The organism is Pseudomonas sp. B611 (genome assembly GCF_055407965.1).
Window position 1 is genome coordinate 41,919 of the sequence record NZ_JBUZST010000003.1, and the last position, 17,247, is coordinate 59,165.

Sequence of the window (17,247 nt, forward strand, 5' to 3'; positions counted from 1 at the left end):
CCAGCAAGGCGTCCTCAGCATAGTCAAGGACTGGTCGCTTTTACATCTTGTAATGTCGTTTTTTTCAAGGGGCGTGCATCAGGGTCTTCAAGTAATCGCCAAAGCCGCCCTCGGCGCGGCAATCGAGGCGGGCACTGGTGATCACCTGCGGGGTGTGGCTCCAGGCAATGGAGGCCCCGCAGCGCTCCAGATCGCGCACCAGTTGCACATCTTCATGGCAGGCCAGAGGCTCGAACCCGCCGGCCCGCACATAAGCTCCTGCGCTCATGCCCAGGTTGGCGCCGTGCACGTGCCGGTGGCCGTCGCAGGCTTGATAGGCTTGGTGATAGCGGATCTGCGCGGTGCGATCGAAGCCTTCACTCCAGGCGTCTACGGTGACCGTCCCACACACGGCCTCGACCCCTAGCGCCAATTGCGCCACCAACCAGTCGGGTGCAACGCGGCTGTCGGCGTCCGTGCAGGCAATCCACCGCGCGCCCTGGTTCAACAAGTGCCGGGCGCCGATACCGCGAACCCGCCCCACGTTGCGTGCCTCCACGGCCAGACTGTGCACCGGGTACGCCTTGGCGATCTGCGCACTGCTATCGCTGCAACTGTCGAGCAGTACCAGGACCTGGACCTGTTCGCCCAACAGAGCGGGGTGGTTGGCGGCGATCACTGCGGCCTTCAGGCATTCAGCCAGCAACGCCTCTTCGTTATGCACGGGAATCAGCACGCCGATCATTGCAGGCCCTCGAGTGTTGCCACCGAGCGTTCGTCGCGGCTCCAGAGATCGATGAGGAAATCGGGTTCGTGATGGCTCACCACCCGCGCCATTCCCAAACGTTGCGCCAGCACGGCATGCACTTGGTCCGCCGTTTGCGGGCAACCCTCGATGGGCGGGCGCCAGTGGCAGGCGAGCAGTTGGCCGTCGTCGCTGAGCGAGCAGAGGGCATGCTCGATCACCTGGTGCAGGTCCGCCACGTCGAGGTAGTAGCACCACTCACTCAACACGATCAGGTCGAACCTTTCGCTCGGCCATTGCTCGGGCAAGCGCGCTTGCTCTACCCGGGCATGGGCGAACCCGAGCAGGCGGGTGCGCGCCAGTGCGACGGCGGCGCTTGCCGTGTCGCAGCACAGCAGGCGATCACAGCGCGGCGCCAGTTCGGCGCTCAGCTCGCCATTGGCGCAGCCGGGTTCGAACACCGCGGCATAGCGTGGGCGCGTGAGCACTGCCAGGGTCAGTGCGCGTTTGCGGCGCTCGTACCAGCGTTGGCGAAAGGCCCAAGGGTCATCGTTGCCGGCAAACAACTGGTCAAAATACGGCGTGGCCACACTCATACAAACACCACCTCGAACGGTTGCAGCAAACGTTCCACCACATACGGCGGCAAGACCGCAGGCAAGCCGATCTGCGGATCACCCTCCAGCTGGCTGGCAAACGCATGGATCGCGTGACGCTTGCGTGCCAGGGCTGCGCTGGTCAGTGGGATTTTGCGTGCGCGGTGCCAGGGCAACTGGCTGCCGTCGGGGGACGCCCAATGCCAGGCCCACACCGGCAGTTCACAGAAACGCGCGCCGACGGCCTGCGCCGCCACGGCACTGGCGCGGCCCACGGCTTCATGGTCGCAATGACCGTCCTCACGCCAGGTGGCGAACACCACGTCCGTGGGTTTGAGATGGCGCCTGATAAACGCCGCGAGTTCATCCTCGCGGGCTGCCACCTGGCTGTCGGCAAACCCGGCGCGCAACCATTGCAGGCCGTGCGGCGGCAGGCCGAGGCGATGCAAGGCCTCGGCCGACTCCTGCGGGCGCTCCACATTCAGCCGCGCCACCGGCCAACGGCGCGAGCCTGGGTGGCTGGCGCTGCCGTCGGTGACGGAGATCAACTGCACGGGCCGCCCCAGCGCCGCCAACTCTTGCAACAGCCCGCCACAAGCGAGCACTTCATCATCCGGGTGCGGCGCGATAATCACCGCGCGACAACCCTCGGGCACCAATTGCGCGACGCTGACGTGGGCCAGTTGCGCCAATTGCGTTGACGCCTGCCAATGATGCAACGGCGTGCCCTGGCCGACGATCGGATTGGGTTTCATAACTGCCACCTTCCTGTGGGTGCACCGACGACGCTTTCACCCAGCGCGGCCAGGTCGCGTTCGGCATGACTCTGACGTACATACACCGGCAGGTCCGCCATCAACTGCGCAAAGTGCGCGTCCTTGCAGTACGGGCCCGCCCCGACGGCGCGACCGACGTGGCGGATCACTTGCTCCACGCTGTCCTCGACACACGCGCGGGCCTGTTGCGCCCAGTGCCGGGCATTGGCCAACGGTTGCTGATCCACCTGCTGGGCCGATGCGCGCAACACGCAGGCCGCACTGTGCAGGGCACTGTCCACCGCGCCCAAGTGGGCGAGGGCATGGGGCTCCGGGCGTTGGGTGCAGTGCGCACGCAGCGTTTCAGCCAGGCGCTGCGCGGCGCCGTACCAGCAGGCGGCGATGCCGATCCCTCCCTGCCAGAAACCGGGGCGCGCGAGATAATCCCCCGGCCCACCGACCGCCATGCCGGTGGCGCCACTGAACACAATTTCCACACTGCCCGTGGCCGCCATGCCCACGGCGTGCCAGCCCGCGTCCGTCACCGTGACCCCTGCCTGATCCATGTTTACTGCGACCAACTGTTGTTCATCTGCCTCATTCCAGGCGGTCAACAACCCATGGCTGACCACCGCCGCGCCGGAGCACCAGGCCTTGCGCCCGTCGACGACCCAGTGCTGGCCGTCCCGGCGTACGCGGACCTTGGCCGTCGGCGGCTCGGCGGCCCACATGCCCCAGGTGCTGCCCGACGGTGGCAGCGGGCCGTGCAGCTCGGCGATGATCGCCAAGGCGTCGGTGTGCCCCTCAAACAACTTGCACAGGCCCAGGTCATGGCCGGCAACCTGCGCCAAACGGCTGAAGCGCTCCAGGGTTTCGCCGCTGCCAGGCAGTGGCAGGCAATCGAGTTCTTCACGTTGAAGAACCTTCAGTGCCTCGCCGAGGGCCTGGGTGTTCCCATAGCGCCCGCTGCCCTGGAGGAATCCATGGAGCGTCATGTCACACCTCTTCCGAGTGTTGCAGTTCGAACAGCAGCAGTGAGCGGCCGGTCACGGCGTACTCGTGATCGAACTCGAAGCGTTCCTGGCCACGTACCGAGGGTTGATTGGTATCGACCATGCAGGTCCAGAACTCGCCTTCCGGCACCGGCGGCAGGCGGAAATTGACCATGTCATGGTGAGCATTCACCACCAGCAATAGGGTGGCGTCGGCACCCGGGCGGCGGATCCCGGTTTCCTGGGCGCGGCCATCCATCAGCATGCCCAGGCAACGGCCATGGCTGTCTTGCCATTGCTCGGTGGTCATTTCGTTGCCATCCGGCGCGAGCCAGGTGACGTCTTTGACGCCGATGTCTTCGTTGTAGTCGCCCACCAGGAAGCGCCCACGGCGCAGGATCGGGTAGGTCAGGCGCAGTTTGATCAAGCGTTTGACGAACTTGAGCAGGGCCTTGCCATCGTCGTCCAGGTCCCAGTTGACCCAGCCGATTTCGCTGTCCTGGCAATAGGCGTTGTTGTTGCCGTGCTGGGTGCGCGCGAACTCGTCACCCGCCACCAGCATCGGCGTACCTTGAGCCAGCAGCAGGGTGGCGAAGAAGTTGCGCATCTGGCGCAAGCGCAGTGCGTTGATTTCCGGGTCGTCAGTGGGGCCTTCGACGCCGTGGTTCCAGGACAGGTTGTTGTTGCTGCCGTCCTGGTTGTTCTCGTCGTTGGCTTCGTTGTGCTTGTCGTTGTACGACACCAGGTCATGCAGGGTGAAGCCGTCGTGGGCGGTGATGAAATTCACCGAGCTGTAGGGGCGCCGCCCACGGTGGTTGAACATCTCGCCGGAGGCGGTCATGCGCGCGGCAAAATCGGCCAACTGGCCGTCATCGCCTTTCCAGAAGGCGCGCACGGTGTCGCGGAAACGGTCATTCCATTCCACCCAGCCCGGTGGGAAGTTGCCCACCTGATAGCCGCCGAGGCCGCAGTCCCAAGGTTCGGCGATGAGTTTGAGCTGGCGCAATACCGGGTCCTGGCGGCAGGCCACGAGGAAGCTGTGGCGCTCGTCGAAGCCGTCGCGGTAGCGGCCGAGGATGGTCGCCAGGTCGAAGCGGAACCCATCCACGTGCATTTCGTTGGCCCAGTAGCGCAGGGAGTCGGTGACCATTTGCAGCACGCAGGGGTGGCTCAGGTCCAGGGTGTTGCCGGTGCCGGAATCGTTGATGTAGAAGCGCTTGTCATCCGGCATCAGGCGGTAGTACGAGGCGTTGTCGATGCCGCGCATGGACAGGGTCGGGCCGCGCTCGTTGCCTTCGGCGGTGTGGTTGTAGACCACGTCGAGGATCACCTCGAGCTTCTGCTCGTGCAGGTGCGCGACCATCTCCTTGAACTCGGCGATCTTGCCGCTGGCCAGGTAGCGCGGGTCGGGGGCGAAAAACGCGATGCTGTTGTAGCCCCAGTAGTTGGTCATGCCTTTTTGCAGCAGGTGCTGGTCATTGACGAAGGCATGCACGGGGAGCAGTTCCACCGATGAAACGCCGAGCTGACGGATGTGCTTGAGCACGTCGTCTTCCATCAGTCCGGCGCAGGTACCACGTACTGATTCACCCACCGAAGGGTGGCGCATGGTGATGCCGCGCAAGTGGGTTTCATAGATGATCGTGCGGTCCCAGGGCACACGCACCGGCTGGTCGTTGCCCCACGTGTGCGCGGGGTCGATGACCTTGCACTTGGGCACGAAAGGCGCGCTGTCGCGTTCGTCGAAACTGAGGTCGCCGTCCGGGTGGCCGATGGTGTAGCCGAACAGCGCCTCGGACCATTTCAGTTCGCCCACCAGCTGCTTGGCATAGGGGTCGATGAGCAATTTGTGATGGTTGAAGCGGTGACCGTTGGCCGGGTCGTACGCACCGTACACGCGGTAGCCGTAGATCAGCCCGGGATGGGCGTCGGGCAGGTAGCCGTGGAAGGTTTCGTCGGTGTATTCGGGCAGTTCGATGCGTTCCAGCTCGACCTCGCCGGTGTCGTCGAACAGGCACAGTTCGACCTTGGTGGCGTTGGCCGAGAACAGCGCAAAATTGACGCCCAGGCCATCCCAGGTTGCGCCGAGGGGGAAGGGCAAACCTTCACGAATCCGCGACGGCTCGTTTGGGGGCGTCGGTGGGGTTTTGTCGGGTTTGCTCATTGGGGTGCTCCTGCAAAAGGGTTTTCTCGAGGCGAACGCGGCTGTGCTGACAATGGGTCAGATGAACGTCAGATTCAGGGTGAAATGCGCCCTCTGTGGGAGCGGACTTGCCCGCGATAGCGGCGGTACATTCAACATCGCCATCGCGGGCAAGCCCGCTCCCACAGGGGATCGGTGTTTAGCCGGCGGGCTTGCGCGGGGGCTTGGGTTTTTTCTCGGGCGCAGGCTTAGCCGCCGCTGGCTTGGGCTTGGGCGGCGCTTTCGGCTTCGCCTTGGGCTTGCTCGGCGTCAAGGCTTCCGCTTCCGCCAGCTTGCGCGCCATCTCCCAATGGCGGGTGTCCTGGCCATGGGGTTTGCCTTCCGACTCCCAGATCTGATGGGCCAGTTCCCGTATGCGTTTGTCTTCAGTACTCATCGCAATGCTCCTCACAGAAAATTTTCAGCTTTCTTGATCATCAGGATTGATAAAGACATTGACCGGGAAATCCCCCAGGGCAGTGCTCAGCAACAGCTCCTTGTTTGGTGTGACTGCGCCTGTGTGGAAAAGTCCCTTCCATTTTTGTGTCGTGGCGGCGAACGGTAGTGCGACCCGTGTATCGCCCCAAACCTGCGCATCGACCAGGGGCTGCACACCGTTTTCAAGCAAGTGATGGGGCCAGCGCGGCACCACCACCACGAGGTGTTTGCCCTGATATTCACGGGCGAACGCGACAACGTGTGCGGCGTGTTTGCCCAGCACTTGCAGCGGCAGGTGGCCGCCGCTGCGAAACAGCCCGGGACGGGCCTTGCGCAGGGCCAATGCCTGGGCGATCACGGCCTGTTTGATACGCCCGTCGCGCCAGTGCAACAACAGTTCGCCGATGTCCGGTGGGGTTTGCAGCGCCTGTTGCCGTGCGTTGAAATCCACCGGGCGACGGTTGTCCGGGTCCACCAGGCTGAAGTCCCAGAACTCGGCGCCCTGGTACAGGTCCGGCACACCCGGCACGGTGATGCGAAGCAAGGATTGCGCCAGCCCGTTGATCGCGCCGGCGCGGGCGATTGCCTCGGCGGCGTCGCCGATGGCCGTGCGCAGGGCGTGGCCGGCATCGCTTTGCAGCACGCGCGCGAGGAAGGCTTCGACGCCTTGCTCATAGGCCTCGTTGGGTGCGCTCCAGCTGCTGTGCAACTTGGCTTCGCGCAGGGCTTTTTGTTGCCATTGCCAAAGGCGTTGTTGATAGCCGTCGAAGTCTGCGTCCAGCGGCCAACTGCCCAGCAGCACTTGATAGAGGATCAACTCATCGCCCGCCGAAGGGCTGTCGGCGTCACGGCGCAACGGTGCGGCCAGGCTGCGCCAATGCTCCACCTGTTGCACAAACCACGGCGCGCATTCGCTGAGTACCGCCAGCCGCGCACGGCTGTCTTCGCCGCGTTTGTGGTCGTGGGTGGCGGTGGCCAGCAGGTTGTCGGGAAAGCTGTGCAGGCGCTGGCGGTTGGCGGCGTGGAAGTCGGCCAGCGGCGCGCTGAACTGCTCGGTGCTGAAACCCACATCGTTGCGCGACAGCAGCACCGCCGAGCGGTAGAACGCGGTGTCTTCCACAGCCTTGGCGGCGGCGGGCGAGGTCAGTTGCTGGAAGCGCACGCAGGCATGCTTGAGGATCTTGCGCTCGCGGCCCACCGGGCGATCGCGCCACGGTTGGCCGCCGAGCCAGTTGGCCAGGTGATCGAGCACCGGCCAGTCGCCTTCGTTCAAGGTGCTGCGGGCACCGGCCATGGCCTGCTGGAACAGTTTGTCATCGGCGGCGCTGCGGCCACGGGCGCTGATATAGGTGCGGTACACCGGAAAGTGCACGATCAGCTCCTGCAAGGCGCGACGGATGGCGCCGAGGGTCAGGTCGCGGGTCATCACGTCGTCGCGGGCCACTTGCAACAGGGCCTGGGCCACGCTTTCAAAGTCGCCACCGAGGGAGCCATTGAGGATTTGCTGGCGGGCCAGCCGTGCTTCTTCGATAAACGCCGCGGGGCGCTCGCTGTGGCGGCTCCACAGTTCGGCCAGCGGGGCGAAGCCGTCGGGGTGATGTTGCAGCAACGACAACTGGTTCATGAATTCGTAGCCGGTGGTGCCGTCCACTTGCCAGTCTTCGCGCAGGGTTTCCCCTTCGCCAAGGATCTTCTCGACAAAGATCGGCAAGTGCCGCCCCGGCGCCAATGCGTCCACCCGCCGCCGCAGCTTGCGGCAATAGCCCCGTGGGTCGGCGAGCCCGTCGATATGGTCGATGCGCAGGCCATCCACCAAGCCTGCGCTGATCAGTTCGAAGATCTTGCCGTGGGTGGCTTCGAAGACGGCGCTGCGTTCGACCCGCAGGCCGCCCAACTCGTTGACATCGAAGAAGCGCCGCCAGTTGATATCGTCCGCCGCCGTGCGCCAACTGGCCAGGCGGTAGGCTTGTTGTTCCAGCAGATGATGCAGGCGCTCAAAGTCGAACGCCGCCAGTTGCTGCTCGATAGCATGCAGCACCGGCGCATCAGTGGCGCGCTCGGCCAACGCCTGCTTGAGCCACGCGGCCTCGTGGTAGGCATCGTCCTGCTCGGCCAGTGCGCTGAAGCGTTCGGCCATGGGCTTTAGCAAGACCCCGGTGCCGAGGATTTCGGCGTAATCCTGTGGGCAGATCGGAAAGCGGTGCTCGTAATGTGCGGCATAAAACGCACCGTGGGTTGCATCAAACTGCAAGGTCACGCTGCCGCTCTGCAAGGCCTCGCCGTAATCGCTGCCGAGAAAGGGCATGAGCAATTGGCCCTTGAGTAGCGGGTCCGGCGAGTGCCACTGGATATCGAAGAATTCGCTGTAGGGGCTCAAGCGGCCCCATTCCAGCAGGTCCAGCCACCAAGGGTTATCCGCGCCGCCGACGGCCATATGGTTGGACACGATATCGAGGATCAGCCCCATGTCGTGCGCCCGCAGCGCCGCCACCAGCCGGCGCAACGCGGCTTCACCGCCCAGCTCGGGATTGACCCGGGTGGGGTCGACCACATCGTAGCCATGCATGGACCCGGCGCGCGCACTCAGCAGCGGCGAGGCATACAGGTGGCTGATGCCCAGAGCGGCGAAGTACGGCACCAGCGGCACCGCGTCATCCAGGGTAAACCCGGCGTGGAATTGCAGGCGCTGGGTGGCACGCAGCGGTAGGTGCTTCATCGGTCACGCTCGTGGGCCTGGTTGCGCGCCACGGCCAACAGTTCCAGGCGCCGGGCGGCGCCGGCATTGTCCAGCAGGCTGGAGGCTTCGCCCGCCAGGCGCCGACGCCAATTGGGGTGGGTGTCGAGGGTGCCCGGCAGGTTGGCTTGTTCCTCCACGCCCAGCGCGTCCTCCAGCGGCAGCAACACCAGCGGCGCCCGGGTATGGCCGAGGTAGCGCACGCTGGCGTCGATCATGTGGTCGGTGTCATTGCGGATTTCATCGACGAAGTTCTGCGGGTCCTGGCTCAAGGCCTGGCGCAGCGCCTGGCGTTCGCGCAGGCGGTGTTCGCTCCATTGTTCCACGGTGGGGGCGTCGATCAGGCCCAGCTCGATATTCCACTCGATGTCGCGGCTGTGCCACCAGCCGTTGAGGGTCGGCAAGTCGTGGGTGCTGGTGGTGGCGAGGGCGTTGTCGGGCCAGTCGAGGATGGGCTTGAACTGGCCGTCGTGGCCTTGTTCGAACAGCAGCACGCGCATGCCGAGAATCGAGCGGCCGATGAGCTTTTCGCGCAGGCCATCGGGCACGGTGCCGAGGTCTTCACCGAGGACGATGGCCTGGTGGCGGTGGGATTCCAGGGCCAGCAACCGCAGCAGGTCGTCCACCGGGTAATACAAGTACGCGCCTTCACGCGGCGAGGCGCCCATGGGGATCACCCACAGGCGTTGCAGGCCCATCACATGGTCGATGCGCAAGCCACCGGCGTGGGCAAAGTTGGCCCGCAGCATCTCGATAAAGGCGCGGAAACCGTTGCGCTTGAGGCCTTCCGGGGAGAAGGCGGAGATGCCCCAGCCCTGGCCTGCGCGGTTGAGGATGTCGGGTGGCGCGCCCACGGTGAGGTCGGCGAGCAGTTCATCCTGGCGGCTCCAGGCCTGGCTGCCACCGCCGTCGGCGCCCACGGCGAGGTCGGCGATCAAACCGACGCCCATGCCGCTGCCGCGGGCGGCCTGTTGTGCGCGTTCGAGGCTGCGTGCGATCAGCCATTGGCTGAAGGCGAAGTAGCCGATTTCCTCGGCGTGTTCCTCGGCGAACTGTGCGAGTGCCGGGCTCTGCGGGGTGCGCCACGCTTCGGGCCAGTGACGCCAGTCGAGGTCTTCACTGGCAGCGGCGCGCAGGGTTTGCACGGCTTCGAAGCGGCAGTGGTTTTCCAGGGCTTCGCCGCCAGCCTGGCGGAAGCTGAGGAAGTCGGCGTGTTGCGGGTGCTCGCCGTGGCGGAAGTCTTCATACAACGCGCGCAGCAGGCGGTGCTTGGCCTTGGCGGCGGCGGGCCAGTCGATCAGCTCGAGTTGTTCCAGGCGGTGCAGTTCTTCGCTGAGGCCGATGGCTTCAATCGCGTTGCGCACTTCGCGCTCGCCGAGGATGCAGGCGGGCGAGGCGTACAGGCTGTTGAGGAACAAGCGGCTGGACGGTGAATAGGGGCTGTAGCGCCCGGTGTCGGCGCTGAACATCGCGTGCATCGGGCTGATCGCCAAGGCGTCGGCACCGCGTTCGGCAGCGGCGCGGGCCAGGTGTTCCAGGGCCAGGGTGTCGCCGAAGCCACCATCGCCCAGGCGGCGCAGGGCATAGAGCTGGGCGCTGAGGCCCCAGGCGCGGGCGGGCTCGCTGTTGACGGCTTCGGCCACGCTATAGCAATGCGTCGGTGCGACGGCGAGGGTGAAGGTCTGCCCGGCGATATGCACCTGGTGGTAGCCGAGGGCGATGACGCCGGGCATTACCGCGTCGCCGTCCAGGCGCAACTCCAGGGTTTCGCCGTCTTCCAGGCTGACCCGGCACAGGGTGTCAGGCTCGAAGTAGCGCGCCAGGTCGAGGCCGGCGCCGCTGTCGATGGTCATCAGGGGCGGCAGGTGTTTGGCGTGTTGCACCTGCTCCAGTTGCAGCAGGCTGGCATCGATCTCGGCGTCGCTGTCGGCCGGGTGGCCCAGGCCCTTGAGCACGGCGCGCAGGGCATCAGGTTGTACACGTTGCGGGCGGCCATTCGCGTCGATCCAATCGACGGCCAGGCCCGCTCGGCTGGCGAGGATTTCCAGGTTCGCTTCGCTCAAGGGTGCTCTCCAACAGGGGATAGGGTGACGCGTGCGCTGTAGGGCGGCAGTTGCGCGCCTTGGTGCGCAGGCGTTTCGAATAGCAGGTGGGTGCTGGCGGGATGATCGAGGGCGGTGGCGCTGAGGTTGAGGTCGATCTGCAACAGGCTGCCGTTGCCCAGGCGCCAGCGTGCGCTGACAGCGCCGTCGGCCAACACCTGCGCGCCCAGCGCCACGCTGCCGGGTAGGTGCGGCACCAGGTGCTGATGGCGCAGGCTAAGCAGATGGCGGTAGAGATCGGCGTGTTCGCTGGCGGCAAACGTGGGGGTCGATTGGGTAAAGGTCGCCGGGGCGTTCGGATCGGGAATGCGCTCGCGCAGCGCCGGGTCGTGGAACGCGGCGAAGTCGGCGAACTCGTTGCGCCGGCCTTCGCGCACGGCGTCGGCCAGTTCGCCGTGGTGGTCGGTGAAAAACAGGAACGGCTCGTTGGCGTTGACTTCATCGCCCATGAACAGCAGCGGAATCATTGGTGACAGCAGCAATAAGGCGGTCGCGGCGCGCAGTGCCTGGGGCGAGCACAGTTGGTGCAGGCGCTCGCCGAGGGCACGGTTGCCGATCTGGTCGTGGTTCTGCAAGAACAACACAAAGGCGCTCGGCGGCAGGTGGGCGCTGGGCTCGCCGCGTGTATGGCCGTGCCGGGTGGTCTCGCCTTGGTAGATAAAGCCTTCGCCCAGGCAACGCGCCAGTTTGGCCGTGGTGTCGCTGGCGAAGTCGCTGTAGTAGGCGTCGGTTTCGCCGGTGAGTAACACGTGCAGGGCGTTGTGGCCGTCGTCGTTCCATTGCGCGTCGAAATCATGCTCCAGCAGGCTGGCCTGGTTGAATTCGTTTTCCAGCACCAGCCAGACGTGACGGCCGATATCCACTTGCTGGCGCACGCGCTGGGCGAGGGTTTGCAGGAAACCGGGGTTGTCGATGGCGTGCACGGCGTCCAGGCGCAGGCCGTCGAAGCGGTATTCCAGCAGCCACATCAACGCGTTGTCGAGGAAGAAGTCGCGCACTTCGCGGCGTTCAAAATCGATGCCGGCACCCCAGGGCGTGTGCACGTCTTCACGAAAGAAGCCCTCGGCATATTGGCCGAGGTAGTTGCCGTCGGGGCCGAAGTGGTTGTAGACCACGTCGAGGATCACCGCCAGGCCGTGTTCGTGGGCGCTGTCGATCAGGTGCTTGAGCTGCTCGGGTGTGCCGTAGGCGGCGTGGGGCGCGTAGGGTAAGACGCCGTCGTAGCCCCAGTTGCGCTCGCCGGGGCATTGCGCGAGCGGCATCAACTCAATGGCCGTCACGCCCAGTTCGGCCAGGCGCGGCAGGTGTTGCTCCACGCCGGCGTAGCCGCCCAGCGCGCCGACATGCAGCTCGTAGATCACCGCTTCATGCCACGGCCGGCCTTGCCACTGGCTGTGGCGCCAGGGGTAGGCGAGCGGGTCCACCACCAGGCTCCAGCCATGTACATCCGAGGCCTGGGCGCGGGACGCGGGGTCGGGGACATCCCGTTCCCCGTCGATATTGAAGCGGTAGCGGGTGCCTGCCGGGCAGGCGATTTCGCTTTCAAACCAGCCATCTGCCTGGGGCAGCATGGCGACGGACTTGCCGTGTTCCAGTTCAACGCTGACGTAATACGCATCTGGCGCCCACAAGGCAAAACGCGTGTGTTGCGCGTCCAGCATGATTGCGCCGTGGGGCCAGGTTTCCAGAGTCCGTGACGGCATCTATAGAGACCTCCCGTATTTATTTAGCGGATTTCCCCAGGGCCTTGGCCACCAGTTGTTCGTACAGGTCGGCGTAGGGTTCCACCGCCTGGCACCAGTTGAAGGGTTGGGTCATGGCGCGGCAACGCATGGCGTTGAGCAGGCGCGGAAAGGCGAAGACCTTGAACGCGCGGCTCAGCGCTTCCTGGTAACTGTCCACGGTGGACTCATTGAACAGGAAACCGGTGACGCCATCCTCGATGGTGTCCGCCAGCCCGCCGGTATTGCGTGCCACCGGCAGCGAACCGAAGCGCTGGGCGTACATCTGGCTCAGGCCGCACGGCTCGTAGCGCGACGGCATCAGCAGGAAATCGCTGCCGGCAAACATGCGCCGGGCGTCGGTTTCGTTAAAGCCGATGCGCACACCGATCTGGCCGGGAAAGCGCAGGGCCAGTTCGCGCATGGCTTGCTCTTCTTCCGGTTCGCCACGGCCGATAATCGCGATCTGGCCGCCCTGTTCGACGATAAAGCTGGCCACGGCTTCGGTGAGGTCCAGGCCTTTCTGATAGACCAGGCGCGAGACCACGGCGAACAGCGGGCCTGTGGAATCGTCCAAGCCGAACAGGTTGCGCACGTGGGCAGCGTTGATTGCCTTGCCGTCCCAGTCGCCGATATTGAAGTTGTGGGTCAGGTGGCTGTCGGTGGAGGTTTCCCAGCTTTCATCGATGCCGTTGGGAATACCACTGAGCAGGCCTTGCTGGGTCTTGCTGGCGAGGAAGCCATCGAGGCCGCAGCCGAATTCGGGGGTGGTGATTTCCTGGGCGTAGGTCGCGCTCACCGTGGTGATATGGCTGGAATACGCCATGCCGGCCTTGAGGAACGACATCTTGCCGTAGAACTCCATGCCTTCCTGTTGCAAGGCGTGGGGCGGAATGCCCAGCTCCGGCGTCGAGGCCAGGCTGACCACACCTTGATAGGCCAGGTTATGAATAGTGAACAGGGTCGGGGTGCGTGACCCACGCCAGTGCATATAGGCCGGAGCCAGGCCGGCGGGCCAGTCGTGGGCGTGCACCAGGTCCGGGCACCAGTGGATCTGCGCGAGGTTGGCGGCCATGTCGGCGGCAGCCAGGCCGAGGCGGGCGAAGCGGATATGGTTGTCCGGCCAGTCGCGGCCATTGTTGGCGCCGTAAGGCGTGCCTTCGCGCTCGTACAGCTCGGGGCAGATCAGCACATAGATGACCAGGCCATCCTTGAGGTCCATGCGCCCGATCTTGCACGGTGGCAGCGCAGCGTGGCCGCCCAGTTCGCCGATGATATGGATCGGGTTGTCGCTTTCCATCACCTGCGGGTAACCGGGGATCAACACGCGTACATCATGCAGATGGGCCATGGCCCGGGGCAGTGCGGCAGAGACGTCGCCCAGGCCACCGGTTTTCACCAGGTCGGCGAATTCGGAGGTGACGAACAGGACTTTCTTGCGATTGGGATTCTGACTCACGACCGGCCGCGAAGTGGCTGGCAGATCGATCAATGAAGATCCCTCTACCGGCTGACTGACTCGCTCTCCCTGAACATCTACAGCGGCACTGATCATAGTTCTCTCCCACATGTTGGTTGGCTAATGGCCCGCTGCCATTAGCTCCGATGACCGCTTCCTGCGGTCAGGCGCACAAGCACTGTACAAACTGGCAAGGCGTATGCCAGTTGCACGGATTGCGAAAAAAGAGTGGATGGACGGCACTGGTCATGAAGCCCACGTGCTCGCCTTACCTTAAAACTGGACCTACGGCAGAGTTGTAAAGTTTCGATTTTTTGCGGGGTTTTTGTTTTCGAACGGACCCATCGGTCATCAGTCTAGGACAGATCCTAGAGCCTGTAGGGTTTGTAAGGGATTTTTGTAGGACAAAAAACTTGTAACCTTATGCAGCCTTGAAAAAGCCTTTCCTGTGGCGAGGGAGCTTGTTCCCGCTGGGGCGCGAAGCGGCCCCAAAAATCTTGGGAGCGCTGCGCACTCCAGCGGGAGCAAGCTCCCTCGCCACATAGGTGCATATGCCTCAAAGTGGTGCGTCAGCCAAGCACGCGAATGGGCGCGCCGCTGGCCCAGGCCTGGATGTCTTCGATCATCTGCCCATAGAACTGCCGGTAATTCTGTTCGCTCACGTACCCCACATGGGGCGTGGCCAGCACGTTTGGCAAGCGGCGGAACGGGTGATCCAGCGGCAGCGGCTCGTCGGCAAACACATCCAGTGCGGCGCCGGCCAGCCGCCCACTTTCCAGGGCCTGGATCAGCGCCTGCTCATCCACGATCGGCCCACGCGCGGTGTTCACCAGGCGCGCGCCCGGTTTCATCCAGCCCAGCGCCTGCGCATCCACCAGGCCACGGCTGCGCTCGCTGAGGACCAAGTGCACCGTGAGAATGTCCGCCTGTTCGAACAGCTGTTGTTTGCTGACCCAGGTAACACCGGCTTGCGCAGCGCGCTCGGGCGTGAGGTTTTCGCTCCAGGCAATCACGCGCATGCCGAACACCTGGGCAAATTGCGCGACTTTCTGGCCGATGCTGCCCAGGCCGAGGATGCCGAGGGTCTTGCCATGCAGGTCGCCGCCCAGGCCGACTTGCCAGCCGCCCGCACGCAGCGAGTTGGCTTCGGCCAGCAGGTTGCGGGTGCTGGCCATGATCAGCGCCCAGGTCAGTTCCGGTGCCGCGTGTTTATAGCTGTCGGTGCCGCACACCTGGATGCCCAGGGCCTTGGCGGCGGGAATGTCGACGGCGGCGTTGCGCATGCCGCCGGTTACCAGCAGCTTGAGCCGGGGCAAGCCTTGCAGCAGGGCGTGGTCGAAGGTGGAGCGTTCGCGCATCAGGCAGATCACGTCGAAGCCCTGCAAACGCTCGATCATCGTCGCGGTATCTGCCGGGTAATTGTGCAGGAAGTGCAGCTGCCCGACAGCCTCCAGGGCTGACCAGTCCACCACGCCACGCGCCACACGCTGCCAATCATCGATGACTGCAATCTGTATCGACATTCACGCAAACCTCAAAAAGGGTTGAATTAAAGGGCGTTCAGGCCCTGCAACAGCGCCTGGTGGAACTTGGCCGGTTCTTCCATTTGTGGCGCATGTCCCAGGCCGGCGAACTCCACCAGGGTAGCGCGTGGGATCAGCTTGGCCACGTGCTTGCCCAGTACTTGATAGTTACCCAGCTTCGCTTTCACTTGCGGCGGCGCGAGGTCCTTGCCGATAGCTGTGTTGTCGGACGTGCCAATCAACAGCAGCGTAGGCATCTTCAGGTCTTTGAACTCGTAGTACACCGGTTGGGTGAAGATCATGTCGTAAATCAACGCCGAGTTCCACGCGACCAACTTGTGTCCCGGGCCGTTACTGAGACCGGCGTACATGTCCACCCAGCGTTCGTACTCCGGCTTCCAACGCCCGACGTAGTAGGTATTTAGCTGGTATTTGCGAATCCCGTCGGCATTGACCTTCAGTTCACGCGCATACCATTGGTCGACGGTGAGGGAGGGCACGCCCAACGCTTTCCAGTCCTCCAGGCCGATGGGGTTGACCAGCGCGAGTTGCTCGGTTTGTGCCGGGTACATCAGGGCGTAACGGGTGGCGAGCATGCCGCCGGTGGAGTGGCCAAGGAGCGTGGCCTTCTGGACGCCGAGTTTTTCCAGGAGCTGGTGGGTGTTGGTTGCCAGCTGCTGGAAGCTGTACTGGTAATGCTCAGGCTTGCTGGAGCTGCAGAAGCCGATCTGGTCCGGGACAATCACGCGGTAACCGGCCTCGCTGAGCGCTTTGATCGAGCCTTCCCAGGTGGCGCCGCAGAAATTCTTGCCGTGCATCAGCACCACGCTGCGACCGTTGGCGCGGCCCTTGGCGGGCACGTCCATGTAGCCCATTTGCAGGTTCTTGCCTTGGGACTGGAAGGCGAAATGCTCCACCGGGTAAGGGTATTGAAAACCTTGCAGCTCGGGGCCGTAGGTCGCGGCGAACACCGGGGCGGTGCCCGCGGTCAGCAAGGTGGCGATGCAAAAAACGCGTAGAGAAGGCATTGGCAAGGCTCCGGAAAGGATGCCCGGATGCTCTTTGGAGGCGATTAAGTGGGGATTAACACCCACTGCAAGGTCACGGCGGCCAGCACCGCATAACGCAGGCTTTTGGCCACGGTCACCAGCAACAAAAACCGCCACAACGGCTCACGCATCACCCCGGCCACCAGCGTCAGGGGATCACCAATGATCGGCACCCAACTGAGCAGCAACGTCCAATGCCCCCAACGCTGGTAATGCCGGCGCGCCTTGTCCAATTGCTGGTCGTTGACCGGAAACCAGCGCCGTCCCTTGAAGTGCTCGACCCAGCGCCCCAGCCACCAGTTGACCAGCGAACCGAGGACATTGCCCAGGGTGGCGACCCCCAGTAACAGCCACAGGCTGTAATGCCCGCTGAGCAGCAGGCCTACCAGCACGGCTTCCGATTGCAACGGCAGCAAGGTGGCGGCGCCAAACGCCGCGAGGAACAGCCCCAGGTAGCCCGCGATCATTGCGCCGGGTAGTCAGCCACCACCACATCTTTACCTTCTCGGGTCAGGCCGATGACTTGATAGGCCTCGCTGCGGCCGTCCACTTCCATGCCCGGCGAACCCATCGGCATGCCCGGCGCGGCAAGGCCCAGCAGGTCGCTGCGCTTGCGCAAGGCCAGCACCTGCTCGGCGGGCACGTGGCCTTCGACAAACTTGCCGTCGATCACGGCGGTATGGCACGAACCCAGACGCGGGGCGACGGCGAGGCGTTGTTTGACGGCGCTCATGTCTGTTTCGACATGGTCATTGACCTTGAAACCGTTGCTTTCCAAGTGGCTGATCCATTTTTTGCAGCAACCGCAATTGGCGTCGCGGTGCACGTCGATGGGGATCAGGTCGGCCGCCTGGGCCAGGGTGGTGGTGAACAGGGCGGACAGCAGGGCCAAGCGCAATGGGGTTTTCATGATGGGCTCACACGGTGATGGTCGGGGCGATCATGACGACGTCATCGCAGGCAAGCCAGCTC

The 17,247-nt window shown here is 64.3% G+C and carries 14 protein-coding genes; all 14 read right to left on the reverse strand.

Translation table 11 applies throughout. The annotated features are described in order from the left end of the window. Positions 1–64: 64 nt before the first annotated feature. The 14 genes from ACZRMO_RS08325 to ACZRMO_RS08390 all read right to left on the reverse strand — a co-directional run bounded on the left by ACZRMO_RS08325 (position 65) and on the right by ACZRMO_RS08390 (position 17,185). Positions 65–724 carry a glycosyltransferase family 2 protein gene (locus ACZRMO_RS08325; RefSeq protein WP_463972531.1) on the reverse strand — a complete coding sequence of 220 codons (660 nt, stop codon included), beginning with the start codon at positions 722–724 and terminating at the stop codon, positions 65–67. Beyond that, complete coding sequence (locus tag ACZRMO_RS08330; RefSeq protein WP_463972532.1) at positions 721–1,320, reverse strand: SAM-dependent methyltransferase; 600 nt, start codon at positions 1,318–1,320, stop codon at positions 721–723. The genes ACZRMO_RS08325 and ACZRMO_RS08330 overlap by 4 nt, the downstream gene beginning before the upstream one ends. Further along, positions 1,317–2,075, reverse strand: coding sequence for a PIG-L deacetylase family protein (locus ACZRMO_RS08335; RefSeq protein WP_463972533.1), 759 nt, complete (start codon positions 2,073–2,075; stop codon positions 1,317–1,319). Before ACZRMO_RS08335 ends, ACZRMO_RS08330 begins: the two co-directional genes overlap by 4 nt. Then, on the reverse strand, positions 2,072–3,070 hold the full coding sequence (locus ACZRMO_RS08340) for an acyl-CoA dehydrogenase family protein (RefSeq protein ID WP_463972534.1): 999 nt from the start codon (positions 3,068–3,070) through the stop codon (positions 2,072–2,074). Before ACZRMO_RS08340 ends, ACZRMO_RS08335 begins: the two co-directional genes overlap by 4 nt. A gap of 1 nt (position 3,071) precedes the next feature. Beyond that, positions 3,072–5,231, reverse strand: coding sequence for a glycogen debranching protein GlgX (gene glgX, locus ACZRMO_RS08345; protein WP_463972535.1), 2,160 nt, complete (start codon positions 5,229–5,231; stop codon positions 3,072–3,074). A gap of 178 nt (positions 5,232–5,409) precedes the next feature. Next, positions 5,410–5,646 (reverse strand): DUF2934 domain-containing protein, encoded by a 237-nt coding sequence (locus tag ACZRMO_RS08350; protein WP_463972536.1) that lies wholly within the window; start codon positions 5,644–5,646, stop codon positions 5,410–5,412. Between the two features lie 24 nt (positions 5,647–5,670). After that, positions 5,671–8,403 (reverse strand): malto-oligosyltrehalose synthase, encoded by a 2,733-nt coding sequence (locus tag ACZRMO_RS08355; RefSeq protein ID WP_463972537.1) that lies wholly within the window; start codon positions 8,401–8,403, stop codon positions 5,671–5,673. Continuing rightward, positions 8,400–10,484, reverse strand: a complete 2,085-nt coding sequence (gene malQ / locus ACZRMO_RS08360; protein ID WP_463972538.1) for a 4-alpha-glucanotransferase — start codon at positions 10,482–10,484, stop codon at positions 8,400–8,402. The genes ACZRMO_RS08355 and malQ overlap by 4 nt, the downstream gene beginning before the upstream one ends. Beyond that, positions 10,481–12,226, reverse strand: coding sequence for a malto-oligosyltrehalose trehalohydrolase (treZ, locus tag ACZRMO_RS08365; RefSeq protein ID WP_463972539.1), 1,746 nt, complete (start codon positions 12,224–12,226; stop codon positions 10,481–10,483). Before treZ ends, malQ begins: the two co-directional genes overlap by 4 nt. Before the next feature lie 19 nt (positions 12,227–12,245). Next, positions 12,246–13,799 (reverse strand): glycogen synthase GlgA, encoded by a 1,554-nt coding sequence (glgA, locus tag ACZRMO_RS08370; protein ID WP_463972540.1) that lies wholly within the window; start codon positions 13,797–13,799, stop codon positions 12,246–12,248. A gap of 473 nt (positions 13,800–14,272) precedes the next feature. Further along, the gene (locus ACZRMO_RS08375) at positions 14,273–15,226 is read right to left on the reverse strand and encodes a D-2-hydroxyacid dehydrogenase family protein (RefSeq protein WP_463972541.1); all 954 of its coding nucleotides are present in this window, start codon (positions 15,224–15,226) and stop codon (positions 14,273–14,275) included. Between the two features lie 26 nt (positions 15,227–15,252). Beyond that, positions 15,253–16,254: an alpha/beta fold hydrolase gene (locus tag ACZRMO_RS08380; RefSeq protein WP_463972542.1), complete on the reverse strand. Its 1,002-nt coding sequence runs from the start codon at positions 16,252–16,254 to the stop codon at positions 15,253–15,255. A 44-nt stretch (positions 16,255–16,298) separates the two neighbouring features. Further along, complete coding sequence (locus ACZRMO_RS08385) at positions 16,299–16,742, reverse strand: YqaA family protein (protein ID WP_463972543.1); 444 nt, start codon at positions 16,740–16,742, stop codon at positions 16,299–16,301. Further along, positions 16,739–17,185, reverse strand: coding sequence for a DUF411 domain-containing protein (locus ACZRMO_RS08390; RefSeq protein ID WP_463972544.1), 447 nt, complete (start codon positions 17,183–17,185; stop codon positions 16,739–16,741). Before ACZRMO_RS08390 ends, ACZRMO_RS08385 begins: the two co-directional genes overlap by 4 nt. Positions 17,186–17,247: the final 62 nt, after the last annotated feature.

What these genes read in the sequence shown, in the direction of transcription:
- glgX (WP_463972535.1), bottom strand. Translation starts at nt 5,231, where the DNA reads ATGAGCAAACCCGACAAAACCCCACCGACGCCCCCAAACGAGCCGTCG.
- ACZRMO_RS08340 (WP_463972534.1), bottom strand. Translation starts at nt 3,070, where the DNA reads ATGACGCTCCATGGATTCCTCCAGGGCAGCGGGCGCTATGGGAACACC.
- ACZRMO_RS08385 (WP_463972543.1), bottom strand. Translation starts at nt 16,742, where the DNA reads ATGATCGCGGGCTACCTGGGGCTGTTCCTCGCGGCGTTTGGCGCCGCC.
- ACZRMO_RS08375 (WP_463972541.1), bottom strand. Translation starts at nt 15,226, where the DNA reads ATGTCGATACAGATTGCAGTCATCGATGATTGGCAGCGTGTGGCGCGT.
- ACZRMO_RS08380 (WP_463972542.1), bottom strand. Translation starts at nt 16,254, where the DNA reads ATGCCTTCTCTACGCGTTTTTTGCATCGCCACCTTGCTGACCGCGGGC.
- ACZRMO_RS08350 (WP_463972536.1), bottom strand. Translation starts at nt 5,646, where the DNA reads ATGAGTACTGAAGACAAACGCATACGGGAACTGGCCCATCAGATCTGG.
- glgA (WP_463972540.1), bottom strand. Translation starts at nt 13,799, where the DNA reads ATGATCAGTGCCGCTGTAGATGTTCAGGGAGAGCGAGTCAGTCAGCCG.
- ACZRMO_RS08330 (WP_463972532.1), bottom strand. Translation starts at nt 1,320, where the DNA reads ATGAGTGTGGCCACGCCGTATTTTGACCAGTTGTTTGCCGGCAACGAT.
- ACZRMO_RS08325 (WP_463972531.1), bottom strand. Translation starts at nt 724, where the DNA reads ATGATCGGCGTGCTGATTCCCGTGCATAACGAAGAGGCGTTGCTGGCT.
- ACZRMO_RS08335 (WP_463972533.1), bottom strand. Translation starts at nt 2,075, where the DNA reads ATGAAACCCAATCCGATCGTCGGCCAGGGCACGCCGTTGCATCATTGG.
- ACZRMO_RS08390 (WP_463972544.1), bottom strand. Translation starts at nt 17,185, where the DNA reads ATGAAAACCCCATTGCGCTTGGCCCTGCTGTCCGCCCTGTTCACCACC.
- treZ (WP_463972539.1), bottom strand. Translation starts at nt 12,226, where the DNA reads ATGCCGTCACGGACTCTGGAAACCTGGCCCCACGGCGCAATCATGCTG.
- ACZRMO_RS08355 (WP_463972537.1), bottom strand. Translation starts at nt 8,403, where the DNA reads ATGAAGCACCTACCGCTGCGTGCCACCCAGCGCCTGCAATTCCACGCC.